We start from the raw sequence: 22947 nt of genomic DNA, 5'->3' as shown, positions 1-22947 counted from the left end.
CCTAGCTCGAACGGGGCGCCTGCTCCAGGGTCTTGGTCATGTCCATGGACTGCTCGCCGCCCTGCTGGGCCACCAGGCGTCCCTGCTGGACGACCTGGAAGGTGACCCGGCCGTTGACCATGCGGGGGAAGCCGGAGACGGCGCGCATGTCCTGGTAGCGCCAGCTGAGATCGGGGGTCAGGCCGCCGGTCTTCACGGGTTCGGCCTGGTTGAGCTTGCGGGTGAGGGCGCGCCCGGTGAGGTCCTCGTCCTCCTTGAACCGCTTCACCATCTCGCCGAGCACGGTGTACGCGATCCAGGTGGTCTGGGCGCCGCTGTCGTCGGGGTCCACGGCGTTGTCGCCGAAGGCGTGGTCGGAGATCACGTTGCGCATCTGCGTCCAGAGCGGGTCCGCGGCGACCGGGTACCAGCTCGTGACGTACGCGCCCTCGAAGGGGCTCTCCTTGCCGCCGGTGCGGTCGACCAGGGCCTGGCTGACCGAGCCGAGCACCGAGGAGATCTGCGGCTTGCGGTTCTGGGAGTCGGCGCGGCGGAAGGCGTCGAAGAAGGTCTCGGTGCGGGCGCCGAGCACGGCGGCCACACAGCCCTTCTCCTTCCCGTCCTTCGCGGAGCTCGCGCCGCCCTTGGAGGAGGTGCCGGGGGAGGAGGCGGCCAGTGCCTCGCCGGCCTGGACGGAGAGGTCGGCGGAGTCCTCGGCGGCCCGGATGTCGCTGGCCTCGCCCATCTGGTTGGCCTTGAGCCCGGCGTTGAGCTGGATGGGCAGGGAGTCGCCGGCGAGGGTGTCCGGGCGGACCAGGGCCACCTTGCCGCAGCTGCGCCCCAGCTGGTGGCCGGCGCCGGCCAGCAGGGCGGGCTGGCCGCCGTTGACGGGGAAGGAGAGCGGGGACTGGAACTCCTCGGGGGAGACCCCGTACCCGCCGATGAAGGGGATGCCCTCGGCCTCCAGCGGGGCCAGGAAGGCGCGTCCGTGCTGGCTGTAGGAGCCGACGACGGCGACGGCCTTCTCGGCGACCGCCTTGCGGGCGCAGTCGGCGGCGCCGGAGGCCGTGTTGCGTTCGTTGCAGGTCAGGACGCGCAGCTTGCGGCCGTTGATGCCGCCCTTGGAGTTGACCCAGCGCTCGTACGCCTTGGCCATGCCCGGCATGCCGGGCATGTTGGTCGCCTTGGAGTCCTCCGGGGCGAAGGTCATGACGGTGAGGGTGTCGGCGCCCCCGGAGCCCCCCGAGCCTCCGGGGAGCGCCCCGCAGCCGGCGACGAGACACGCGCCCATCGCCATGGCCGTGGTCCGGGCCAGAAGGGTGCGGGAGAGTGCTGATGCGCGTCGCCGGGTGGTCATGTGCATGCACCATTCCGCGTCAGGGGTAACTGAGGTGTGAGGTGTGCGCAACATCGGGTGACGTCGAGGTGAATTACGAGTGTCGTGCACACGCTGAGTGAGCACCGGCCCGGGTCCGGCCTCCGGCTCCGGGCGCCTCAAGATCACGCTGACCAGGAACGTACGATCGAAAGCGTGACATTCGCCCAAGGTTCGAAGAACTCTTCCCGCCGCGGCGGCCGCTCCTCCACCATGGGCGGCATGCCCCTCAACGACATGCCGTGGTGGCGCTGGCGCAGCAACGTGCGCTCGGCGCTGCACATGCTTTCCGACCCCGCCTTCCAGGAGGACACCTGGCTGGCCGGCGCCGAAGGGTACGGGGACGTCACCGACGCCGTGTACCGGCTCGTCGAGGACACCTGGCTCGACAGCTGGTCCGCGGAGAAGTACGTCGGCACGATCTTCCGCGACTCGCAGGAGGCGGCCCTGGTCGACCTCGCCGTGCTGCGGGTGCTGCGGATCATGCACCAGATAGGCCCCGACGCCCCCGTCTCCGGCTACCTGGAGCACCACGCCTGGCCGGAGGCGGTACGGGCCGCGCGCGAGGCCCACGTACGGCTGGCGACCGCGGACGGGGACGACCCGGACGCGCGTCCGCGCTCACTGGACGTCCTGAGGATCCTCACGCGCGCGGTGTGATGTGGAAGGCTGTGGGGTCATGAGCGACGACCCGCAGCCCCAGGCCACGCAGCAGTACGTACTGACCCTCTCATGCCCGGACAAGCAGGGCATCGTGCACGCCGTGTCCAGCTATCTGTTCATGACCGGGTGCAACATCGAGGACAGCCAGCAGTTCGGCGACCGCGACACCGGCCTGTTCTTCATGCGGGTCCACTTCGCGGCCGACGCCCCGGTGACGGTGGAGAAGCTGCGGGCGAGCTTCGCCGCGATCGGCGACACCTTCCGGATGGACTGGCAGATCCACCGCTCCGACGAGCGCATGCGGATCGTGCTGATGGTCTCGAAGTTCGGGCACTGCCTCAACGACCTGCTCTTCCGCCACCGGATCGGCGCGCTGCCGGTGGAGATCGCGGCGGTGGTCTCGAACCACACCGACTTCGAGGAACTGGTCGGCTCCTACGGGGTCCCGTTCGTGCACATCCCGGTGACGAAGGACACGAAGGCGGCGGCGGAGGCGCAGCTGCTGGAGCTGGTGCGGGCCGAGGACGTGGACCTCGTGGTCCTCGCGCGGTACATGCAGGTGCTGTCGGACACCCTGTGCAAGGAGCTGAGCGGGCGGATCATCAACATCCACCACTCGTTCCTGCCGAGCTTCAAGGGCGCGAAGCCGTACCACCAGGCCCACGCCCGGGGCGTGAAGCTGATCGGCGCGACCGCGCACTACGTGACGGCGGACCTCGACGAGGGCCCGATCATCGAGCAGGAGGTCGAGCGGGTGGGCCACGAGGTCACCCCGGACCAGCTCGTGGCGATCGGGCGGGACGTGGAGTGCCAGGCGCTGGCGCGGGCCGTGAAGTGGCACAGCGAGCACCGGGTCCTGCTCAACGGGACCCGGACGGTCGTCTTCACGTAGACCCGGCGGGGCCTACATCCGGCTGAGCGAGGCCGCCGCGAAGAGGACGTCGCGGATGGCCTCCCGGTCGCCGTTCTGGCCGACCGCGGCCTCCTCCGGGGAGATGTGACCGGCTGCGAGCTGGCAGAATTCGGCGCCGTCCAGGGCGATCCGGGCCACCGTGTGGTCCGGCGACGGCTTCGCCGCCGGGGAGTCCAGGGCGATGTCCCAGCCGCCGCCACCCGCACCCTCGATCTCCAGGTGCAGGGTCCGGCCCGGCGCCCCCGCCGCGACCAGCCCGCGCGGCGGCGCCGCCAGCCCCGCGCGCCGGCGCCCGGCCAGGGCCGCCGGCAGGAGCCGGGCCGCCAGGTCGATCATCCGGTTCAGGTGGGGCGCGGACGGCGGCTCGTACGGATAGTCCACCGCCTCCGCGATGTCCACGGCGTGCACCCAGCACTCGAAGGCCCGCTCCAGGAAGGCGTCCCCGAGGGGCAGGGCGAAGGCGCCGTAGTCCACGTCCAGTTCGGCCACGCCGCGGCCGGCGAAGGACACCGTACGGACCAGGGTGTGGCCCTGCTCCCGCCACGGTTCGCGGACCCGGCGGGTGGTCGGGTACGGGGAGTCCTCCCAGAACCGCTCCGTCCGCTCGGCCGGGGTTCCCGGGGACGCCTCGCGGCCCAGGGGGTCGTCCAGGCCCAGCGCGGCCGCCACGAGGCCGTCCACCGCCAGGAGGTGGCCGATGACCCCGGCCACCGTGGTCCGGCGGGTCTGGCGGCGTTCCTCCTCGAACCACTTCAGCCGGACCGGGGTGTGCCACTCCGAGTCCCCGAAGTCCCGCAGCAGGGCGTCGAGCCGGGCCGTCTCCGTGTCGTACGGGCTCGCCCACAACGGGATCGGGATGCGGGCCGGGCGCTTGCCGAGGCAGTCCTCCAGTACGCGCGAGCGCAGCAGCGGCTTGAGGTCGAGGCTCTCCTCCGGGCGCAGCAGCCCCACGGCGTCGCGCAGCCGCAGCGCCTCCTCGGCGCAGGGCGCGCACTCGGTGAGGTGGTCCTCGACGGCCTGGGTCTCGTCCGCGGAGCAGGCCGCCAGGGCCCAGGCGCCGAGCAGGGACTTCAGTACGGCGTGGCTGGGCGGCGGCGCGGCGGGGACGGGAGCGGGCTCGGGCTCGGCGGGCAGCGGTGCGACGTACCCGGTGACCACCGGGTACGAGGTGTACTCGGAGTCGTCGAGGTCGGCCAGGTCGGTCAGGCCGTCCAACTCGGTCAGGTCGGTCAGGTCCTCGGCATCGAGGTCGTCGGCCGCCCCGCGCGGGCCCGGTATGCGTGCGGGGCCGCCGGGCTTCGGGAGGGGTTCGTACTCTTCCCCTTCGCTTTCGTCTTCACCGAAGGGGCTCGGCGGCATCGTCATCGGGCATTTCCATAATTGGAGGGACCGTATCCGGAGGGGCCGTATTCGGAGGAGCCGTATCCCGGCCGGACCGTGTCCTCGCGCGGGACGGCGTTGGCCGTGGACAGGAGTTGCAGGCCCAGGCGCAGCCGGCGCCGGGCCTCGTCCTCGCTGATCTGCAGGTCGGCGGCGGCCTGGCGGTAGTCGCGGCGCTTGAAGTAGGCGAGTTCGAGCGCGGCCCGCAGGGGTGCGGGCATGGAGGTGACGATGAAGTCGGCGCGGGCCGCCGCGTTGGCCCTGCGCACCTTCTGTTCCAGTTCCTCGCGGGAGCCGTTGCCCAGTTCGGCCTGGCGCAGGCGGGCCACGGCCTGTCCCTGGGTGATGCGGGCGACCCAGGAGCGCATGGAGCCCTGCTTGGGGTCGTAGGCGTCCGGGTTCTCCCAGATGTAGCCGAAGACCTCGCGGGTGACCCGGTCGGCGGCCTTCTCGTCGCCGAGGACCCGGTGGGCGAGGCTGTGCACGAGCGAGGCGAACCGGTCGTACAGCTCGCCGAGCGCGGCGGCCTCACCGCGGGCCAGGCGTTGCTGCATGCGGCGGTCCCAGCGCGGTGGTGCGTCCTTCGGCATCGTGCCCCCAGCCGGTCTCCCGGTTTCGCAGCCGTGTGTCGACCACTCGAATGTAGTGGGCATGCAGCGGTGTGCGCCCGTTTTGCCAGAACCTCGTCCCGGAAGTGCGCCCTCCGTGATAGGTGCGTCGCGCGGTGTGAACGCCGATGTAGCGGCGGCTGCATGGGCACAGGCGTACGCGCCCCGCCGCGCTCCTCGTGCGCTGGTTCGATGCGGCCACCTCCTTGCCCGCTTCGCTTAACGCGCAGGCCACGTAGGCCTTACGCTCCTGTCCTGTCTTGAACTGCACCCCACCGCATACGTGAAGGCGGAACGCCGAATATGGACAGCGCAGAATACGAGCGCAAGATCGCCGCCCGCTTCGCCACCTTTGACCAGGACGGGTCCGGGTACATCGACCGGGAGGACTTCAGTACGGCGGCCAGGGCGGTCCTGGCCGAATTCGCCGTGGCTGCCCGCTCCGACAGGGGCCAGGCCGTCTTCGCGGGCGCGGAGGCCTTCTGGCAGGGCATGGCCGGCATCGCGGACGTGGACGGGGACCAGCGGGTGTCCCGCGAGGAGTTCGTCACGGGCGCGGCGAAGCGGCTGCGGGACAACCCGCACCGGTTCGCGGAGATCGCGCGGCCGTTCCTGCGCGCGGTGATCGCGGCGGCGGACGCCGATGGGGCCGCCGGCGGCGGTGCGACCCCGGAGGCCACGGCCCGCGTCCTGCGCGTGCTGGGCACCCCGGAGGAACTGGCGGGCCCGCTCGCGGCGGCCCTGGACGCGGACGGCGACGGCCGCATCACGGAGGACGAGATCCTGGCGGCCTTCGCCGGGTACTGCGGAGTGGCGGCCCCGGACGCGTAGGCCCTGGCCGGGCGGGAGCGGGGTGGCGGGGCACTGACCCCGCGGCCCCGCGTGCGCCCTGATGGTGGCCGGTGCGTGCCGCGCCGTACTGCGGCCGTGCCCGGCCGTACCGCGCCGGCTCCTATGCGAAGCGTTCGCGGAGCTTGTACTTGAGGACCTTGCGCAGGGCGTCGTTGCGGGGCAGGGCCTCGACCAGTTCCAGTTGTTCCGGGAGCTTGTGGGTGGAGAGGCCCTCCGTGCGCAGGTGTGCGGTCACCTCGGCCAGGGTCAGCGGGGCCGCGCCCGGGGGCTGTTCGACGACCGCGCAGACGCGTTCGCCGCGTTCCGGGTCGGGGAGGCCTATGACGGCGACGTCGGCCACGGCGGGGAGCAGGTGGAGCAGGTCCTCGATCTCCTTCGCCGAGATGTTCTCGCCCTTGCGGATGATGACGTCCTTGCTGCGGCCCGTGAGGACCAGGTAGCCGTCCTTCGTGAGGTGGCCGAGGTCGCCGGTGACGAGGTAGCCGTCGGGGTCGAAGACGCCGGCGTTCTGCTCCTGGTTCAGGTACCCCTGGCAGACCGCCTCCCCGCGCAGGCGGACCTCCCCGTCGGTGTCCGGGGGGAGGGGCGTCCCGTCCGGGGTGGTGATGCGGATGGACATGCCCTGCGGGGGCCGGCCCTCGGTGGTGGCGAGGTTCTCCGCGGTGTCGTCCGGGGCGCCCATCGTGATCATGGGGACCTCGGTCATGCCGTAGCCGTGGGTGAGCTGGCAGCCCAGCTCGCGGACGACCGCGTGGTAGATCTCCGGGGGCTTGGGGGCGCCGCCGCCCGCGAGGAGGCGGAGGCTGGGGATGAGCCGGGTGGAGGGGGCCTTGCGCTGCTCGGTGAGGAACATCGAGTAGAAGGCGGTGGAGCCGCCGGCGACGGTGACCCCGTGGCGGCGGTAGCCGTCCAGGGCGTCGGGCATCGCGAACTTCTCGAAGAGGACCGCCGGGAACCCGTAGAGCAGGAGCATCACCGTGTAGTCGGGGCCGGCGATGTGGGCGAACGGGAAGGCCATCGAGCCGACGTCGTCCGGTGACAGGTGCAGGGCGTGGGCCAGGCACGAGCCGCCGGCGATCAGGGAGCGGTCCGTGTGCAGGACGCCCTTGGGGTCCGAGGTGGTGCCCGAGGTCCAGTAGATCCACCGGACCGAGACGCCCTCCCCGGGGGGCGGGGGGAGCACCGCGGGGTCGCCGTCGGGGAGGGAGTCGTAGGCCTCGAAGATGCCGCGGGCGCCGAGGCGGTGCGCCATCGCCGTGTGGTCGAAGCCGCGCCAGGTGCCGGGGACGGCGAAGAACTCCGCCTTCGACTCGCGCAGCGCGAAGCCGACCTCGCGGTCCCGGTAGAAGGGGATGACGGGGGTCTGGACGGCGCCGAGGCGGGCGAGGGCGACCGAGAGCAGCACGGTCTCGATGCGGGTGGGGAGCTGCCAGGCGACCACCGTGCCGGGGCGCACGCCCATGCCGTACAGGCCGGCCGCGACCCGCTCCGAGCGGCCCTGCAGCTCGGCGAAGGTCAGCCGGCGGTCCTGTGCGGGGTCCTCGGCGGCCTCGATGAGGACGGGGGCGTCGGGGGTCATGGCGGCCCGGCGGGTGATCAGGTCCCAGAGCGTGCGGGACCGGCTGAGTTCGACTGCGGTGCTGGTGTCCGTCATCTCGGGCCCGCCCTTCCCTCGGTCTGCGCGGCGACCTGACGGCTAGTCAGATCAAGCGCAGAGCGTAGAGCGCGGACGCTTGTCGGTCCAGGGGTGGGGAGCTAGCTTGGTTCCAGATTTCTGACGCTCCATCAGATTCGCGTCAGCGTCGCATCGGATTCAGCGAGGGGACACCATGGAACTGCCTCGGATCATCAGCGTCGACGACCACGTCATCGAACCGGCCCACCTCTTCGACGTGTGGCTGCCGGCCAAGTACCGCGACCGCGGACCCAAGGCGCTCACCGCCGGCATCGGCGAGCTCGCCTACACCGGCGGCAAGTACGTGATCACCATGGACCCCGACGGCCCGCCCACCGACTGGTGGATCTACGAGGACCTGAAGTTCCCGTACAAGCGCAACATCGCCGCCGTCGGCTTCGACCGGGACGAGATGACCCTGGAGGGCATCACCCGCGAGGAGATGCGGCGCGGCTGCTGGGACCCCAAGGCGCGCCTCCTCGACATGGACCTCAACCACGTCGAGGCCTCCCTGTGCTTCCCGACCTTCCCGCGCTTCTGCGGGCAGACCTTCGCCGAGGCCAAGGACAAGGAGGTGGCCCTGGCCTGCGTGCGCGCCTACAACGACTGGATGGTCGAGGAGTGGTGCGGGGACAGCGGCGGCCGGCTCATCCCGCTCTGCATCATCCCGCTGTGGGACATCGACCTCGCCGTCGCCGAGATCCGCCGCAACGCCGCGCGCGGGGTGCGGGCGGTGACCTTCTCCGAGATCCCGACCTACCTCGGCCTGCCGTCCATCCACTCCGGCTACTGGGACCCCTTCTTCGCCGTCTGCCAGGAGACCGGCACCGTCGTCAACATGCACATCGGGTCCAGCTCCCAGATGCCCGCCGCCTCCCCCGACGCCCCGCCCGCCGTGCAGGCCGCGCTCAGCTTCAACAACGCCATGGCCTCGATGATGGACTTCCTGTTCAGCGGGGTGCTCGTCAAGTTCCCGACGCTGAAACTGGCGTACAGCGAAGGCCAGATGGGCTGGATCCCGTACGCCCTGGAGCGCGCCGACGACGTGTGGCAGGAGCACCGCGCCTGGGGCGGGGTCAAGGACCTGATCCCCGAGCCGCCGTCCACGTACTACTACCGGCAGATGTTCTGCTGCTTCTTCCGCGACAAGCACGGCATCGCCTCGCTGGACGTCGTCGGCCGCGACAACGCCACCTTCGAGACCGACTACCCGCACGTGGACTCGACCTTCCCGCACACCAAGGAGGTCGCCCTCGACCACGTTAAGGGCCTCGACGAGGAGACCGTCTACAAGCTCATGCGCGGAAACGCCATCCGTATGCTCGGACTCGACTTCGACAAGGACCGGCGGACGGGACGGTAGGCGCAGTGGACCTCACCTACACCGAGGAGGAGCGCGAGTTCAGGGCCCGGCTGCGGGCCTGGCTCGCCCACGTGCTCCCCGACCTGCCCCCCAAGCCCTCGCCCGACGACTGGCCGGGCCGCCGCGCCTACGACGCCGGCTGGCAGCGCAGGCTGTACGACGCCGGGTACGCGGGACTCCACTGGCCGGTGGACGCGGGCGGCCGCGGCGCCACCCCCACGCAGCACCTGATCTACCTGGAGGAGACCGAGCGCGCCGGAGCCCCGTACGTCGGCGCGAACTTCGTCGGGCTGCTGCACGCCGGGCCCACCATCGCCGCCGAGGGCACCGCGGAGCAGCGGGCGCGCTGGCTGCCGCCCGTCCTGCGCGGGGACGAGGTGTGGTGCCAGGGCTTCAGCGAGCCGGACGCCGGCTCCGACCTGGCCTCGCTGCGCACCCGCGCCGTCCGCGACGGCGACGAGTACGTGATCACCGGCTCGAAGATATGGACCTCGCACGCGGAGGTCGCCGACTGGTGCGAGCTGCTGGTCCGCACCGATCCGGATGCCCCCAAGCACCGCGGGATCTCCTGGCTGGCCATGCCGATGGACGCGCCCGGGGTGACGATCCGGCCGCTGCGCACCCTCGCCGGGTCCACCGAGTTCGCGGAGATGTTCCTCGACGAGGTACGGGTCCCGGTCGCCGACCGGGTCGGCGCCGAGAACGACGGCTGGCGGGTCACGATGGTGACCCTGTCCTTCGAGCGCGGCACCGCCTTCGTCGGCGAGGTCGTCGCCTGCCGCCGCACCCTGGGGGAGCTGGCGCGCACCGCGAAGGCCAACGGCCGCTGGGACGACCCGGTGCTGCGGCGCCGGCTGGGCCGGCTGTACGGGGAGTTCGGCGCCCTGTGGCGGCTCACCCAGTGGAACGTCAGCGAGTCCGAGCGCTCGGGCGGGGTCCCGGGCATCGGCGGCAGCGTCTTCAAGCTGGCGTACTCGCACGCGCGCCAGGAGATGTACGAGGTCGCCGCCGAGGTGCTGGGTGCGGAGGCGCTCTCCCTGGACCAGGAATGGACCCTGGACCGGCTCTCCTCGCTGTCTTACACGATCGCGGCGGGCACCTCGCAGATCCAGCAGAACATCGTGGCCGAGCGCATCCTCGGCCTTCCGAAGGGCAGGTGAGCGTTCCGTGGACTTCCAGCCGACGCAGGACCAGCGGGACCTGCGGGCAGGCGTACGGGACCTCCTGGCGGGCCGGTACGGACGCGAGGAGCTGCGGGCCTCGGTCGACGCGGCGGCCGCCACGGGCCGGTCGGTGGACCGGGCGCTGTGGCGGGAGCTCGGCGAGGCCGGGTTCTTCGCGCTGCGGCTCCCGGAGGACGAGGGCGGGGTCGGGCTCGGGCTGCCGGAGGCCGTCCTCGTCTTCGAGGAGGCCGGGCGGGCGCTGCTGCCCGGCCCGCTGGTCGCCACCCACCTGGCCGCCGGGCTGGTCGCGGGCGCCGCGGAGGGCGAGTCGGTGGTGACGGCCTTCGACCTGGAGGGCCCGCTCGTGTCCCACCTCGGCGAGGCCGACGCGGTGCTCGGCGCGGACGGGGAGCCGGTCGAGGTCCATGCGGGGGAGCCGGTGCGCTCCGCGGACCCGCTGACCCCGCTGGCACGGGTCTCCGTACCGGGGCCTCCGGTGGCGGCCGGTCCGTACCGGGACGCCGGGGCGCTGCTGACGGCGGCCCTGCAGCTCGGCAGCGCGCTGCGCACGGTGGAACTGGCCGTGCGCTACGCCAAGGAGCGCGAGCAGTTCGGGCAGCCGATCGGGGGGTTCCAGGCGGTCAAGCACCTGTGTGCGCAGATGCTGGTGCGCGCGGAGGTGGCCCGTACGGCGGTCTACGCGGCCGCCGTGACGGCCGATCCGGCGGAGGTGGCCGGAGCCAAGCTGCTCGCCGACGAGGCGGCCGTGCGCAACGCCCGGGACTGCCTGCAGGTGCACGGCGGGATGGGCTTCACCTGGGAGGCGGATGTGCACCTGCACCTGAAGCGGGCCTGGGTGCGGGCGGAGCAGTGGCGGACGGCGGCGCAGGCGGAGGAGGCGCTGGCGGCGGAGCTGCTGGCGGCGGCGGAGTAGCTCGCGCACAGTGACAGCCGGGCACGGGAGGGACGGCGCGGGACGCATGTCCGATTACAGAGAGTTGATATCGGTTTGTGTCCTTCGCCCGACTCATTGCGGCCCGGGGGCAGGGGGCCGCTCCGGTACGCTCCCGGGAATGCGAGCGGTTGAGCGGCGCGAGCGCCGCACAGTATGCACCACGCCCACTCCTTCACGCTGGAATATGCCCAAAGCGCTTGTTGTCGTGACTGTATGTCAACCATGCTGCTCCGCAAGGGGGTCACGCGCTGTGACCCCGTCGTCCCCTCGCGAGGCGAAGTGTCCGCCGGTTCGGATGGTGTGAGCGGTGCAGGTGCTTCAGGTGCAGCTGGAGGTAGGAGCGGACCCCGCCGAGGTCGGCCGGGCCCGCCGATGGGCCCGCTCCCGGCTCGCGGGCTGCGGCATAGGGGATGACGAACCGCTCGCCGAGACCCTGATCCTGCTCATCTCCGAGCTGGTCACCAACGCCGTCGTGCACACCGGCTGTCCGGCCGTACTGCGCATGCTCTTCGGGGAGCCGGGGGTGCGGGTGGAGGTCGCGGACGCGAGCGACCGGGCGCCGTCCCCGCGGCAGGCGGCCGGGGACGACACGGGCGGCCGCGGGCTGGAACTGGTGGACGGGCTGGCGGACCGCTGGGGCTGGCAGCGCGAGGGCGCCGGGAAGCGGATCTGGTGCGAGATCGACCGCGAGGAGAAGGCCGCGGACGCGTTCGCGGAGACCGCCGCGCCCGCCCCGTCCGCTGCCCCGGGCGGACCGGAAATCCACGACCCGATCCGGGAACCGCGCGTGTACCTCTAACGAGGTGTTGACGGTTCGTCAACTGGTGATCACTCTTGTCTTGAACGATTCGTCGCGAGGGGACGCCAAGGGTCAGTCCTGCCTTGACGAGTGCGGGTCGTGGGGTGGCGGCCGCCGTGCCGCGCTCGGGGCGTGCATACGCGCCGCCGCCACCCGCAGAAGTTCGCTACCTCCGCCCTGCAATGCGATGGCCCCGCCGGGTCGTCTTGGAGGGTGAGGGGGTGTGGCCGGGTGGAGCCATCCGAAGAAACCTTTGCCGAGTTCGTCGAGGCGGCGGGACTCCCGCTGCTGCGCACCGCACGGCTGCTGACGGGCGACTGGCACCTGGGGCAGGACTTGGTCCAGGTGACGCTGGCCAAGGTCTACGACCGCTGGGACCGCGCCGGCCGCTACGACGCGCCGATCGGCTACGCGCACAAGGTCATGGTCACCACGTACTGCACCTGGCGCCGCAGGCGCTGGCACCACGAGCTCCCCCACGCGGCCCTGCCCGATTCCGCCGGCGGCTCCGCCCCGCCCACCGCGGAGGCGGTCGCCGCCACGGACCTGCTCGAACGCGCCCTGCTCGGCCTGCCCCGCCGGCAGCGGGCCGTCCTGGTGCTGCGGTACTACCAGGACCTGACCGTCGAGCAGACGGCGGAGCTCCTGGGCTGCCCGAACGGCACGGTGACCAGTCTGGCGGCGAGGGCGCTGACCCGCTTGCGGGCCTGCCCCGACCTCTGGCCCGGCGGCGGTACGACCGATGCGGAGGTTCGATGAACGGGTTCCCCGAAGAAGAGCTGCGCCACGCCTTGCGCGCGCTGGCGGACGGGCCGGCGGTCCCGGTCCCGGCGCCCGCACCGCACGCCGTCGTCCGGGCCGCCGCCCGCGCCCGCCGGCGCAGGCGGGCGACGGGAGCGGGCCTGCTGGCGGCCGCCGCGGTGGCGGCCTTCCTCGCCGCGCCCCGGCTCCCGGCCGACGGGCCCCGCCTGCCGGGCCCGCCCGCCGCCTCCACGGGCCGGACGACCGCACCGGCCCCGCCGCCGCCCGATCCGGCCGGCCCCGCGCTCGGGGTCCCGTACCCGCACGAGCTGTACGTGCACTGCGGGATCCGCTCCACGCACTTCGACGGCCGCTGGTGGCGCGCCGACCCGGAGGTCCGCGAGGACGCCCTGGACCCGGCCGTCTGGGAGGACCCGTACACGAAGGGCACGATGCTCCTCGTCTCCCCGACCGAGGCCCGCTTCGTCCACCCGGGCTCGGCCCCCCCGATCACCTTCCGCCCCCTGGCGGCCGAGCCGGAACCCTGCCGCTGAGGGTTGGCGGGCGGGTCAGAGGATGGCGATCGGGGCCACCGGGGTGCCGACTGCGCCGACGAAGGGTTCCGGCATGGCCGAGAGGAGGAAGGAGTAGCGGGATTCTTCCGCACAGGCTGTGGACAACTTTTCGAGGTTCCAGTTCTGGCCCTGGTGCATGCCCATCTCGACCAGGTCCAGCGCGTGCACCGGCAGCCAGAGGTTGTCGATCTCGGGCGGGAAGATCTCGAAGGTCAGGGTGTCGTTCGCGACGGCCGCCACGTCCCGGGCGTGGAACCACTCGGGCGTACGGACGGACAGGCCGGGCGACGGGTAGCCGTAGCCGTGCTTGTCGCCCGCCAGGTAGACCTGCACCTGGCCGGTGCGGACCAGGACGATGTCCCCCGCGCGGACGGTGACCCCGCCGAACTCCTGCGCCTCCTCCAGGTCCTCCGGGGTGACCGCGTGGCCGCCGGGGAGCCGGTCCAGACCCTTGGCGCGGGCCACGTCCAGCAGGACCCCTCGCGAGACGATGTGCCCGGCCTTGTCGATGCCGCTGAACTCGGCGCGGCCGTGCGCCGTGATGGTGCCGGCCGGGCGGCCGTTGTAGATCTTCCCCGAGTGCGAGACGTGGGTGAGGGCGTCCCAGTGGGTGCCGGCCTGGAGGCCGAAGGTCACCGCGTCGTCGCTGCAGGCCACCGTGCCCGGGCCGAAGAGCTCCTGGTTGATCTGCACCATCGTGTGCAGCGGGTTGATGCGGCCGGGGATCATGCCGGACTGCACCCCGTCCTCCTTGAGGGGGAGGGCCAGGGGGATGCGGCGGCCGGTACGGATCTCGGCGGCGGCCGCCCGGACCACCTCGTCGGTGATGAGGTTGATGGTGCCGATCTCGTCCTCGGCGCCCCACCGGCCCCAGTTGTTGACGCGCTTGGCGATGTCGTGGAACTCGGCGGGCATGGACATCGATCTCATCAGCTCCTCGGAGTGAAATGAATCGTGGTGGCCAACTGGGGCTTGTGCTCGTGCATCTGACTGCCCATAGAATCTAACGGACCGTCAGAAAACGCGGGAAGGGGCCGGACGTGGGGAACTTCTTGGCAGGCAAAGTCGTCGCCGTCACAGGCGCCGGCCGGGGCATCGGACGGGCCGTGGCGCTCGCCGCGGCCGCCGAGGGCGCCAGGGTCGTCGTCAACGACTACGGCGTGGGGATGGAGGGCAACGAGCCCACCAGCGAGATCGCCGAAGCGGTGGTGAAGGAGATCGTCGCCGCCGGCGGGGAGGCCGTCGCCGTCGCCGACGACATCTCGACCATGGCGGGCGGGCAGCGCATCGTCGACACCGCGCTCGCCCAGTACGGACGCATCGACGGAGTCGTGTGCGTCGCCGGCATCCTGCGCGAGCGGATGCTGTTCAACATGTCCGAGGAGGAGTGGGACCCGGTGGTCGCCACCCACCTCAAGGGCACCTTCACCGTCTTCCGCGCGGCCTCCGCCGTCATGCGCCGCCAGGGCACCGGCACGCTGATCGGCTTCACCAGCGGCAACCACCAGGGCTCCGTGGCCCAGGCCAACTACAGCGCGGCCAAGGGCGGGATCATCTCGCTCGTCCGCTCCGCCGCCCTGGGGCTGGCCAAGTACGGGGTCACCGCCAACGCGGTGGCGCCCGTGGCGCGCACCCGGATGTCGGCCAACGTGCCGATGGAGCTCAAGGAGATCGGCGAGCCCGAGGACGTGGCCGCGCTCGTGACCTACCTGCTCTCCGACAAGGCCGTGGCCGTCGGCGGCGAGAAGATCACCGGGCAGGTCTACACGATCGCCGGCCCGAAGATCGCCGTCTGGGCCCAGCCCCGCGAACTGCGCGCCGGCTACGCCGAGGGCTCCTGGACCCCCGAGAAGATCGCCGACTTCCTGCCCGGGACGGTCGGCACCGACCCGATGCCGATGCTGGCCCAGCTCGAGGCCATGGCCAAGGCGGCGGCCGCCAAGGAACGCCCCAACGCGTGAGCCCTGGCAGGGCGTTCAGGGTGGATCGGCAAGACCCGAAAGAGCGGCCCTGCGGCCGGACAGCACCCGAGGGGGCACTGACCATGGACTTCGGCTTCGACGAGGAGGACGAGGAGCTGCGCGGCCGCGCGCGGGCGTGGCTCGCCGAGCACCTCACCGGCCCGTACGAGGCGGCGCGCGGCCTCGGCGGGCCCGGCAGCGAGCACGAGGGGGTCGAGATCCGGCGTGCGTGGGAGCGCGAGCTGGGCCGGGGCGGGTGGATCGGCCAGGGCTGGGAGACGGGCCCCGGGGACGCCTACGGGAACCGGCGGCTCTCCCTCACCGGGCAGGTGGTGTGGGCCGAGGAGTACGCGGCCGCGCGCGCCCCGGCCCGGGTCGGCCACATCGGCGAGAACCTCCTCGCGCCGACCCTGATCGCCTACGGCTCCCCGGAGCAGCGCGCCCGCTTCCTCCCCGGCATCGCCCGCGGCGAGGAGCTGTGGTGCCAGGGGTACTCCGAACCGGGCGCCGGCTCCGACCTCGCGGGAATCCGTACGACCGCCGAACGGGACCCTGCCGACGGGCTGCTGCGCGTCACCGGGCAGAAGATCTGGACCTCGCTCGCCCAGGACGCCGACTGGTGCTTCGTCCTGGCCCGCACCGAAGCCGGATCCCGGCGCCACCGCGGGCTGTCCTTCCTCCTGGTCCGCATGGATCAGCCGGGCCGGGTCGAGGTCCGGCCCATCCGGCAGATGTCGGGGACCTCCGAGTTCAACGAGGTGTTCTTCGACGGGGCCGTCGCCGCCGAGGTGGTGGGCGGGGAGGGCAACGGCTGGACCGTGGCCATGGGACTGCTCGCCCTGGAGCGCGGGGTCTCCACGCTGGTCCAGCAGATCGGCTTCGCGGCCGAACTGGAGCGGGTGGTCCGCGCGTACGTGGCCGCCGGCTCGGGCGACCCGGTCCTGCGCGAACGCCTCGTACGGCAGTGGGCCGAGCTGCGCACGATGCGGTGGAACGCGCTGCGGACGCTGGGCGCCGCAGGCGGGGATCCCGGTGCGCCCAGCGTGGCCAAACTGCTGTGGGGCGGCTGGCACCGGCGGCTCGGGGAGCTGGCGGTGCAGGTCCGGGGCGCGGTGGCCACGGCCGGGCCGGGGCACTGGTCGCCCGGGACCCCGTACGAACTCGGACTCGACGAGGAGCAGCGGCTGTTCCTGTTCACCCGCGCCGACACCATCTACGGCGGCTCGGACGAGATCCAGCGCAACATCATCGCCGAGCGCGTGCTCGGCCTGCCTAAGGAGTCCAGGTGAGAGGCGTCGTATTCGACGGCAAGCAGGCCCAGGTGGTCGACGATCTGGAGATCCGGGACCCGGGGCCGGGGGAGGTGCTGGTCGCGATAGCGGCGGCCGGGCTGTGCCACAGCGATCTGTCGGTGATCGACGGGACGATCCCGTTCCCGCCGCCGGTGGTGCTCGGGCACGAGGGCGCGGGCGTGGTGGAGGCGGTCGGGTCCGGGGTCACGCACGTGGTGCCCGGTGATCACGTCTCGCTGTCCACGCTCGCCAACTGCGGGGCGTGCGCCGACTGTGACCGCGGCCGGCCGACCATGTGCCGCAAGGCGATCGGGATGCCGGGGCAGCCGTTCTCGCGGGGCGGCAAGCCGATCTTCCAGTTCGCCTCCAACTCGGCCTTCGCGGAGCGGACCCTCGTCAAGGCCGTCCAGGCCGTGAAGATCCCCCAGGACATCCCGCTGACCTCGGCCGCCCTCATCGGGTGCGGGGTACTGACGGGCGTGGGCGCCGTACTGAACCGGGCCAAGGTGGACCGGGGCGAGAGCGTGGTCGTCATCGGCACCGGCGGCATCGGACTCAACGTGCTCCAGGGCGCCCGGATCGCGGGCGCGACGACCATCGTGGCGATCGACGCGAACCCGGCGAAGGAGGCGGTGGCCCGGCAGTTCGGCGCCACGCACTTCATCGACGCCTCGGCGGTGGCGGACTCCTCGGCGGCCGTGAAGGAGATCCTGCCCACGGGCGCCGACCACGCCTTCGAGTGCGTGGGCAACGTCAAGCTGATCCGGCAGGCGATCGACCTGCTGGACCGGCACGGACAGGCGGTGCTGCTCGGCGTGCCCGGCTTCAAGGAGGAGGCGGCCTTCCAGGTCTCGTCCATGTACCTGGACAAGACGATCATGGGCTGCCGGTACGGATCCTCGCGCCCGCAGCGGGACATCGCGCTCTACGCGGAGCTCTACCGCCAGGGCAAGCTGCTGCTGGACGAGCTGGTCACCGAGGTCTACCCGGTCGAGGACTTCGCCAAGGCCGTGGACGACGCCCACCACGGTCGGGTGGCGCGGGGGGTGCTCACGTTCTGACCCGCCGGTTCCACTGGACCGTGGCCGGCCCCGCTCTCCGGAGCAGGGCCGGCCGCGGCGTGTTTCAGTACCTCCGCCGGACCACCCAGGTGAGGGCCAGCACCGGCGTCAGGCTCGCGAGGAGGGCGGACAGCCGGTGGAACCCGGCCACCGGGAACTCGAGGGAAACCGGCAGCAGCAGGACGAGGCCGCACAGCAGGATCGCGAGGGCCGGGAGGTGGGTGCCGGGGCGGAAGCGGCGCAGGTTCTCCATGTCCGACGGGTCCATGAACGACTTGGTGATGGCGGCGGCGCCGCCGAAGATCAGCAGGCCGAAGAAGGCGGCGATGGGGTCCCCGAGCCAGGCTCGGGTCATGAAGGGGCGTTCGGCCACGCCCTCCTCGGGGTGGGCGGGCGCGAAATGGGCGGTGACCCGCATGCCCGGCTCGGGGGACCGAGAGGTTTCGAACCCCTTGAGGAGGGCCTCCCGGGGGCCGCTGTCGAAGGCGGCGCGGACGACGAGGTCGGTGTTGTACCAGCCGTGGACGTCCTCCCTGGGCGGCGTGAACGCCGGCTCGCCGGCCAGCCGGACGATCTCGACCTTGCGCTCGGCGTACCCGACGCGATCGAGCCGCTCGATCTCCTTGCCGTTCGCGCTGGAGCCGGTGCACAGCACCACGAGGGCGGCGGCCACGGCGAAGGGCACGCCGATGGCGAAGAGGTAGGCCAGCCGCTCGTCCCCGGCGCGGTAGCCGGCCGGTGGCGGCGGCTTGTCCAGCGGGCCGGTCCGGGCGCGGTACGAGGCCACGACCCAGCAGGCGGCGAAGACGGCGGAGGCGCCGGCGAAGACGAGCTCGGCGGTCAGCGGCGGGTACGGGGACACCGGGGTCAGCGCGCAGCCGATCGCGGCGCTCGCACTGCCCACCATCAGCCAGCCGGTGATGCCGGTCCACTTGCTGCGACCCGGCTCGTACGTGTTTCCCATGGCCCCCCGCCTGTTCGAGATCCGCAGGATAGCGGTGGGGCGCGCGTGCTTCAGCTGCGCTTGACGACCCAGGTCAGGGCGAGCACCGGGGTCAGGCTCGCGAGGAAGGCGGGCAGCCGGTTGTAGCCGTAGACCTCGAACTCGAGGGCGGCCGGCAGGAGCAGGACGAGCCCGAACAGCAGGATCGCGAGGGCCGGCAGGTGGACGCCGGGGCGGAAGCGGCGCAGGTACTCCATGTCCGACGGGTCCATGTGCGACTTGGCGATGGCGGCGGCGCCGCCGAAGAGCGGCACGGCGAAGCACAGGGCGAAGAGGATGATGACGACCCGGGCCCGGCCCATGTCGGTGTACTCGGCCACGCCCTCCTCGGGGTGGGCCGGGGCGAAATAGGCCTCCACCCGCATCCCGGGCTCGGGGGATCGGGTGGTCTCGTACCCCTTCAGGAGGACCTCCCGGTCCCCGCTGTCGAAGGGGACGCGGAGGACGAGGTCGGTGTCGTACCAGCCGTCGCTGTCCTCGGAGGGGGGTGTACGCACGGGGTCGCCGGCCAACCGGGCGATCTCCACCGTGCGGTTGTCGTAGCCGGCCCGCTCCAGGCGTTCGATCCTCTTGCCGTCCTCGCTGGAGCCGGTGCACAGCACCATGAGGGCGCCCGCCACCGCGAGCGGCATGCCCAGGGCGAAGATCCAGGACAGGACGTGGTCCCCGGTGCGGCTGCCGGTCGGCGGCGACGGCTTGTCCAGCGGTCCGGTCCGGGCGCGGTACGAGGCCACGACCCAGCAGGCGGCGAAGACGGCGGAGGCGCCGGCGAGGACCAGCTCGGCCGTCAGCGGCGGGTACGCGGACACCGGTGTCAGGGCGCAGAGGACCGCGCCGATCGCACTGGCCACCATCAGCCAGCCGGTGATGCCGGTCCACCTGCTGCGACCCGGCTCGTACGTGTTCCCCATGGCCCCCGCCCGTTCGAGATCCGCAGGATAGCGGGGGCGTGGCGGGTGCGGCCCGGGGGCTGCGTCAGCCGGTTCCGTCAGCCGGTGAAGCGGCCGAAGCGGCCCTTGTGAAAGAGGAGTGGATCGCCCTCGCCGGACGCGCCCATGGCCTCGACCCGGCCCACGACGATGAGGTGGTCGCCGCCGGTGTGCACGGCGTGGATGCGGCAGTCGATCCAGGCGGGCACCGCGTCGAGCTGCGGCGAGCCGGTGGCGGGGGCCGGGGTGTGGGCGACGCCGGCGAACTTGTCGGCGCCGCTGACGGCGAAGGCCCGGCACAGCTCGCCCTGTTCCGCGCCGAGGATGTTCACGCAGAACACCCCGGTGCGCGCGATGCGGGGCCAGGTGGTCGACGTACGGGCCACCATGAAGGTGACCAGCGGCGGGTCGAGGGAGAGCGAGGCGAAGGACTGGCAGGCGAAGCCGGCCGGTCCGTCCTCGTCCTCGCCGGGCGGCGAGGTGATGATCGTGACCCCGCTGGCGAAGTTCCCGAGGACGGCCCGGAACTCGGCGGGGCTGACGGGCGCGCGCTCGTCCTCGCCGACGGCCCGCAGCTCGGGGCGGGGCAGTGCTTCGACGGGTTCGGCCCCGGGCTCCGCGGCGGCGGAGGGGAGGGAGCCGACTGATCTGAGGTATCGGACGACGGTGGCCGCCATCCCTGCGTGTCCCATCACCTTCCCGATTGAAGCTGACGGTGCGTCAGATGGGAAGGGGGGTGTAGGGTCCACCCGTGGATTGAACGTGTTCAATTAGCGGCTGGGGGGTCGGCGTGGCGACTGGTGTGGGCAACGGTGCGGATGTGGCGCGGCCGGGGCGTCAGGACTGGAGCGCGATCGCGCCCGGTGCGGAGACCGTCGCCGCGGGGCAGTTCGCGGTCGCGGCGGTGTTCTGGCAGACCACCTCCTTCGCGGAAGCGGTGGACGACCCCTACGGCCGGGGCTTCGGCGGCGGCATCGGCCTGCTCTTCGGGCTGGCCTTCACGTGCCTCGTCCTGCCCCTGCTGGCCTTCGCGGCGGGCTGGGTGCACAGCACGCTCGTCACCGTCCCCGTGATGGAGCTCTCGCACGCGGCCGGCGTCCGCACCCGGATCCCGGCCCCCGTCTGGTCCCTGCCGGCGCTCGCCGCGCTCGGCGCCCTGTACGCCGCGCCGGTGGCCCTGCTGACCCCGGCCCCGTACGCCGCCACCTGGGGCTGGCTCACGGCCGCCGGGGTGCTCCCGGTGGCGGTGGCCGTCCACGCGCGGATGCGGCAGCGGAACAAGGCCTCCGTGCGGCGCCGGGCGCGCGGGACCGCCGCGGTCGCCGTCGTGGCGGCCTTCGCCGCCGGCATCGCCTGGTCGTCGCAGTCGGCGGGGCCGTACCGGCCGCCGGTCCTGGCGCACGCCGAGTACGTCGGGGAGTGGACCGGCGACGGCGTCCGCCTGGAGCTGGACGCGCGGGGGACGGTGATGGCGGAGAAGCTGCCGGTGCACGACGGCTTCGAGGTGGTCGACCGGTGCTCGGGGCGCGGCACATGGGAGTCCCGGGAGGCGGACGAACTCCACCGGGCGGGCGTGGTCCTGGCCGTTCCGGAGTGCGGGGACGCTTCGCTGGTGTGGGCGGTGGCGGGTACGGCGGAGGAGCCGGAGCTGTTCGTGCTGATCGGTGACCCGGATGGTGGGGACGTGCGGGTGCTGCGGAAGCGGGAGGGGTAGGTGCCGCGGGAGCTCCTGCCGGTCGCGCGGGCTGGGGGTGGGCCGCCGTTCGGGTGATTCCGCTGCCGTGGGGGGCTCCCTGGGGCGCGGGCTCCTTACGGGCTCGGCATCGTGGCGGGGGACCGGGGGGCGGGGCCGGCGCCGCCCCGCCCCGCCCCGCAGTGGCGCTGCACACAGGAGGAAGCTCATGCTCGGCACCGAGTTCCGCAAGGGATCGCCCAACTGGCTCGACCTCGGGAGCCCCGACACCGACGGGGCCATCTCGTTCTACACCGGTGTCTTCGGCTGGGAGTACGTCTCCCTCGGCCCGGAGGCCGGCGGCTACGGCTTCTTCCAGGTGGACGGCAAGACCGTCGGCGCCCTCGGGCCGCTCACCGAGGAGGGCGCCACCCCGGCGTGGATGCTGCACTTCAACACCCCCGACATCCAGGAGACGGCGGCCGCCGTCAGGGCGGGCGGCGGAGTGGTGCGCATGGAGCCCGGCGACGTCATGGGGGAGGGCTGGCTGGCGCAGTTCACCGACCCGCAGGGTGCGGAGTTCGCGTGCTGGCAGCCGGGGAAGACCGCCGGCCTGGGGCGGGCCTCCGAGGTGAGCACCCTGGTCTGGGCGGAACTGCACGTACCCGACCCCGTCGCGGCCGTCGAGTTCTACGGCGGGCTCTTCGGGTGGCGCTCGGCGGAGATGGAGGCACCCGGGATGACCTACCGGGTGCTGAGCATCGCCGACGGGGACCAGGAGGACGGCTCCTTCGGCGGGGTCGCGCCGCTGGGCGACGGGGCGGGGGAAGTCCCGCGCTGGGTGCCGTACTTCAACGTGGCTGATGTGGATGCGACCGTGGCCGCGGTGCGGGGTGGCGGGGGGTCGGTCCTGATGCCCGCCGCGGATGTTCCGGAGGTCGGGCGGATGGCTTGGACCGCGGATCCGACGGGAGCGGTGTTTGCTCTGCTGGCGCCGGATCCGCGGATGTAGGCCTACCGCCTAGCGGCCCAGGTACTTCGGGGTGCGGCGCTCCACGAAGCTTGCGACGCCTTCGTTGGCGTCGGCCGTGGTCATGTTGAGTTCCTGGGCGGTGGCCTCGGCGGCGAGTGCTGTCGCCCGGTCGCTGTCCAGGGAGGCGTTGACCAGCTGCTTCGTCAGGGCCAGGGCGCGGGTGGGGCCCTGCGCGAGGCGCTCCGCCCACTCCCGGGCGGTGTCCTCGAGTGCCTCGGCGGGCACGACCCGGTTCACCAGGCCCAGCCGCTCGGCCTCGGCGGCGGGGACGGCGTCCCCGAAGAACATCAGCTCCTTCGCCTTCTGCGGGCCGAGGAGGCGGGGGAGGAGGTAGGCGCCTCCGCCGTCGGGGACCAGGCCGCGGCGGACGAACACCTCGATGAAACGGGCCGGTTCGGCGGCGATGACCAGGTCGCAGGCGAGGGCGAGGTGGGCGCCGATGCCGGCGGCGGTGCCGTTCACTGCGGCGATGACCGGCTTTTCGCAGTCGAGCACTGCTGTGATCAGGCGTTGGGCGCCGAGGCGGATCATGCGGGCTACGTCGCCGGCGACGCGCTCCTTGGGGGTGGCGGGGGTGCCGCGGAGGTCTGCGCCTGCGCAGAAACCCTTGCCGGTGGCGGTGATGACGACGGCCCGGATGGCGGGGTCGGCGGAGGCTTCGGTGAGCAGCGCGATGACGCGTTCGCGTTGGTCCCAGGTGACGGCGTTCATGGCCTCCGGGCGGTTGAGGGTGATCCAGGAGACGCCGCTCTCGAAGCGGTGGAGGACTTCGTCCTCGGGGGTGGGGGTCATGGAACTCCGTTCGGGGTGGATGGCTGTGCGGCGCCGTTGCCGGGGGCGCTGCCCCCGGACCCCTGCGCCTCAAACGCCGGCGGGGCTGGGTGTTGGCTGGCGTCCGGCTGCACGGGTGGGGTTGGCTGCGGGTGGGGCGGTGCCGGGGGCGGGGGGGGGGGGG

23 protein-coding genes are annotated in these 22947 nt (G+C 72.6%); 14 read left to right on the top strand and 9 right to left on the bottom strand.

Features of this window, described 5'->3' with window-relative positions:
- Position 1 precedes the first annotated feature (1 nt).
- Positions 2-1336: an ABC transporter substrate-binding protein gene (locus NLX94_RS37000; RefSeq protein WP_254387669.1), complete on the bottom strand. Its 1335-nt coding sequence runs from the start codon at positions 1334-1336 to the stop codon at positions 2-4.
- 231 nt (positions 1337-1567) lie between these two features.
- Here NLX94_RS37000 and NLX94_RS36995 point away from each other — a divergent pair, with 231 nt between their 5' ends.
- The gene (locus NLX94_RS36995) at positions 1568-2014 is read left to right on the top strand and encodes a hypothetical protein (protein ID WP_254387724.1); all 447 of its coding nucleotides are present in this window, start codon (positions 1568-1570) and stop codon (positions 2012-2014) included.
- Between the two features lie 19 nt (positions 2015-2033).
- Positions 2034-2909 (top strand): formyltetrahydrofolate deformylase, encoded by an 876-nt coding sequence (purU, locus tag NLX94_RS36990; protein ID WP_254387668.1) that lies wholly within the window; start codon positions 2034-2036, stop codon positions 2907-2909.
- Positions 2910-2921: 12 nt separating this feature from the next.
- Here purU and NLX94_RS36985 read toward each other — a convergent pair whose 3' ends face one another.
- The gene (locus NLX94_RS36985) at positions 2922-4295 is read right to left on the bottom strand and encodes a maleylpyruvate isomerase N-terminal domain-containing protein (RefSeq protein ID WP_254387667.1); all 1374 of its coding nucleotides are present in this window, start codon (positions 4293-4295) and stop codon (positions 2922-2924) included.
- Positions 4292-4900 (bottom strand): sigma-70 family RNA polymerase sigma factor, encoded by a 609-nt coding sequence (locus tag NLX94_RS36980; RefSeq protein WP_254387666.1) that lies wholly within the window; start codon positions 4898-4900, stop codon positions 4292-4294. The genes NLX94_RS36985 and NLX94_RS36980 overlap by 4 nt, the downstream gene beginning before the upstream one ends.
- A 321-nt stretch (positions 4901-5221) precedes the next feature.
- Between NLX94_RS36980 and NLX94_RS36975 the strand changes: the two genes are divergently transcribed.
- Positions 5222-5749 (top strand): EF-hand domain-containing protein, encoded by a 528-nt coding sequence (locus NLX94_RS36975; protein WP_254387665.1) that lies wholly within the window; start codon positions 5222-5224, stop codon positions 5747-5749.
- A 121-nt stretch (positions 5750-5870) separates the two neighbouring features.
- On the opposite strand, the gene NLX94_RS36970 is transcribed toward NLX94_RS36975, so the two are convergent.
- Positions 5871-7424, bottom strand: coding sequence for a class I adenylate-forming enzyme family protein (locus NLX94_RS36970; protein ID WP_254387664.1), 1554 nt, complete (start codon positions 7422-7424; stop codon positions 5871-5873).
- A 175-nt stretch (positions 7425-7599) separates the two neighbouring features.
- On the opposite strand from NLX94_RS36970, the gene NLX94_RS36965 reads away from it, so the two are divergent.
- The 6 genes from NLX94_RS36965 to NLX94_RS36940 all read left to right on the top strand — a co-directional run bounded on the left by NLX94_RS36965 (position 7600) and on the right by NLX94_RS36940 (position 13020).
- Positions 7600-8808: an amidohydrolase family protein gene (locus NLX94_RS36965; RefSeq protein WP_250742735.1), complete on the top strand. Its 1209-nt coding sequence runs from the start codon at positions 7600-7602 to the stop codon at positions 8806-8808.
- Positions 8809-8813: 5 nt separating this feature from the next.
- Positions 8814-9968, top strand: a complete 1155-nt coding sequence (locus NLX94_RS36960; RefSeq protein ID WP_254387663.1) for an acyl-CoA dehydrogenase — start codon at positions 8814-8816, stop codon at positions 9966-9968.
- A gap of 7 nt (positions 9969-9975) precedes the next feature.
- The gene (locus tag NLX94_RS36955) at positions 9976-10905 is read left to right on the top strand and encodes an acyl-CoA dehydrogenase family protein (protein ID WP_254387662.1); all 930 of its coding nucleotides are present in this window, start codon (positions 9976-9978) and stop codon (positions 10903-10905) included.
- Positions 10906-11233: 328 nt separating this feature from the next.
- On the top strand, positions 11234-11725 hold the full coding sequence (locus tag NLX94_RS36950) for an ATP-binding protein (RefSeq protein ID WP_254387661.1): 492 nt from the start codon (positions 11234-11236) through the stop codon (positions 11723-11725).
- A 231-nt stretch (positions 11726-11956) separates the two neighbouring features.
- On the top strand, positions 11957-12484 hold the full coding sequence (locus tag NLX94_RS36945) for a SigE family RNA polymerase sigma factor (protein ID WP_254387660.1): 528 nt from the start codon (positions 11957-11959) through the stop codon (positions 12482-12484).
- Complete coding sequence (locus tag NLX94_RS36940; protein ID WP_254387659.1) at positions 12481-13020, top strand: hypothetical protein; 540 nt, start codon at positions 12481-12483, stop codon at positions 13018-13020. The genes NLX94_RS36945 and NLX94_RS36940 overlap by 4 nt, the downstream gene beginning before the upstream one ends.
- 15 nt (positions 13021-13035) lie before the next feature.
- On the opposite strand, the gene NLX94_RS36935 is transcribed toward NLX94_RS36940, so the two are convergent.
- Positions 13036-13962, bottom strand: a complete 927-nt coding sequence (locus NLX94_RS36935) for a cyclase family protein (RefSeq protein WP_254387723.1) — start codon at positions 13960-13962, stop codon at positions 13036-13038.
- Positions 13963-14081: 119 nt separating this feature from the next.
- Between NLX94_RS36935 and NLX94_RS36930 the strand changes: the two genes are divergently transcribed.
- The 3 genes from NLX94_RS36930 (at position 14082) to NLX94_RS36920 (ending at position 17355) form a co-directional block, all read left to right on the top strand.
- Positions 14082-15002, top strand: coding sequence for an SDR family NAD(P)-dependent oxidoreductase (locus tag NLX94_RS36930; protein ID WP_254387658.1), 921 nt, complete (start codon positions 14082-14084; stop codon positions 15000-15002).
- 83 nt (positions 15003-15085) lie between these two features.
- Positions 15086-16291 (top strand): acyl-CoA dehydrogenase family protein, encoded by a 1206-nt coding sequence (locus tag NLX94_RS36925; protein ID WP_254387657.1) that lies wholly within the window; start codon positions 15086-15088, stop codon positions 16289-16291.
- Positions 16288-17355, top strand: a complete 1068-nt coding sequence (locus tag NLX94_RS36920) for a Zn-dependent alcohol dehydrogenase (RefSeq protein ID WP_254387656.1) — start codon at positions 16288-16290, stop codon at positions 17353-17355. The genes NLX94_RS36925 and NLX94_RS36920 overlap by 4 nt, the downstream gene beginning before the upstream one ends.
- A gap of 64 nt (positions 17356-17419) precedes the next feature.
- Here the strand turns inward: NLX94_RS36920 and NLX94_RS36915 are convergent, their stop codons facing one another.
- From NLX94_RS36915 to NLX94_RS36905, 3 genes are all read right to left on the bottom strand, one after another.
- Positions 17420-18319: a hypothetical protein gene (locus tag NLX94_RS36915; RefSeq protein ID WP_254387655.1), complete on the bottom strand. Its 900-nt coding sequence runs from the start codon at positions 18317-18319 to the stop codon at positions 17420-17422.
- A 50-nt stretch (positions 18320-18369) separates the two neighbouring features.
- The gene (locus NLX94_RS36910) at positions 18370-19269 is read right to left on the bottom strand and encodes a hypothetical protein (RefSeq protein ID WP_254387654.1); all 900 of its coding nucleotides are present in this window, start codon (positions 19267-19269) and stop codon (positions 18370-18372) included.
- Positions 19270-19346: 77 nt separating this feature from the next.
- Positions 19347-19964, bottom strand: a complete 618-nt coding sequence (locus tag NLX94_RS36905; protein ID WP_254387722.1) for a flavin reductase family protein — start codon at positions 19962-19964, stop codon at positions 19347-19349.
- A 113-nt stretch (positions 19965-20077) separates the two neighbouring features.
- Between NLX94_RS36905 and NLX94_RS36900 the strand changes: the two genes are divergently transcribed.
- Positions 20078-21001, top strand: a complete 924-nt coding sequence (locus tag NLX94_RS36900; protein WP_254387653.1) for a hypothetical protein — start codon at positions 20078-20080, stop codon at positions 20999-21001.
- Positions 21002-21188: 187 nt separating this feature from the next.
- Positions 21189-21971: a VOC family protein gene (locus NLX94_RS36895; RefSeq protein ID WP_254387652.1), complete on the top strand. Its 783-nt coding sequence runs from the start codon at positions 21189-21191 to the stop codon at positions 21969-21971.
- A 9-nt stretch (positions 21972-21980) separates the two neighbouring features.
- On the opposite strand, the gene NLX94_RS36890 is transcribed toward NLX94_RS36895, so the two are convergent.
- A complete protein-coding gene (locus NLX94_RS36890; protein WP_254387651.1) occupies positions 21981-22784 on the bottom strand; it encodes an enoyl-CoA hydratase/isomerase family protein in 804 nt (267 codons plus the stop codon).
- Positions 22785-22947 lie beyond the last annotated feature (163 nt).

The sequence above is a fragment of the Streptomyces sp. TBY4 genome (assembly GCF_024213195.1).
In the GTDB taxonomy this organism is placed as follows: Bacteria; Actinomycetota; Actinomycetes; order Streptomycetales; family Streptomycetaceae; genus Streptomyces.
Note: the sequence above shows the minus strand (reverse complement) of the source record. Positions and strands in the feature narration are given on the sequence as shown.

Excerpts from the sequence above, each read along its gene's own strand:
- NLX94_RS36890 (WP_254387651.1), bottom strand. The coding sequence starts at position 22,784 with ATGACCCCCACCCCCGAGGACGAAGTCCTCCACCGCTTCGAGAGCGGC.
- purU (WP_254387668.1), top strand. The coding sequence starts at position 2,034 with ATGAGCGACGACCCGCAGCCCCAGGCCACGCAGCAGTACGTACTGACC.
- NLX94_RS36975 (WP_254387665.1), top strand. The coding sequence starts at position 5,222 with ATGGACAGCGCAGAATACGAGCGCAAGATCGCCGCCCGCTTCGCCACC.
- NLX94_RS36915 (WP_254387655.1), bottom strand. The coding sequence starts at position 18,319 with ATGGGAAACACGTACGAGCCGGGTCGCAGCAAGTGGACCGGCATCACC.
- NLX94_RS36980 (WP_254387666.1), bottom strand. The coding sequence starts at position 4,900 with ATGCCGAAGGACGCACCACCGCGCTGGGACCGCCGCATGCAGCAACGC.
- NLX94_RS36965 (WP_250742735.1), top strand. The coding sequence starts at position 7,600 with ATGGAACTGCCTCGGATCATCAGCGTCGACGACCACGTCATCGAACCG.
- NLX94_RS36995 (WP_254387724.1), top strand. The coding sequence starts at position 1,568 with ATGGGCGGCATGCCCCTCAACGACATGCCGTGGTGGCGCTGGCGCAGC.
- NLX94_RS36985 (WP_254387667.1), bottom strand. The coding sequence starts at position 4,295 with ATGACGATGCCGCCGAGCCCCTTCGGTGAAGACGAAAGCGAAGGGGAA.
- NLX94_RS36970 (WP_254387664.1), bottom strand. The coding sequence starts at position 7,424 with ATGACGGACACCAGCACCGCAGTCGAACTCAGCCGGTCCCGCACGCTC.
- NLX94_RS36935 (WP_254387723.1), bottom strand. The coding sequence starts at position 13,962 with ATGTCCATGCCCGCCGAGTTCCACGACATCGCCAAGCGCGTCAACAAC.
- NLX94_RS36940 (WP_254387659.1), top strand. The coding sequence starts at position 12,481 with ATGAACGGGTTCCCCGAAGAAGAGCTGCGCCACGCCTTGCGCGCGCTG.
- NLX94_RS36910 (WP_254387654.1), bottom strand. The coding sequence starts at position 19,269 with ATGGGGAACACGTACGAGCCGGGTCGCAGCAGGTGGACCGGCATCACC.
- NLX94_RS36895 (WP_254387652.1), top strand. The coding sequence starts at position 21,189 with ATGCTCGGCACCGAGTTCCGCAAGGGATCGCCCAACTGGCTCGACCTC.
- NLX94_RS36925 (WP_254387657.1), top strand. The coding sequence starts at position 15,086 with ATGGACTTCGGCTTCGACGAGGAGGACGAGGAGCTGCGCGGCCGCGCG.
- NLX94_RS36905 (WP_254387722.1), bottom strand. The coding sequence starts at position 19,964 with ATGGCGGCCACCGTCGTCCGATACCTCAGATCAGTCGGCTCCCTCCCC.
- NLX94_RS37000 (WP_254387669.1), bottom strand. The coding sequence starts at position 1,336 with ATGACCACCCGGCGACGCGCATCAGCACTCTCCCGCACCCTTCTGGCC.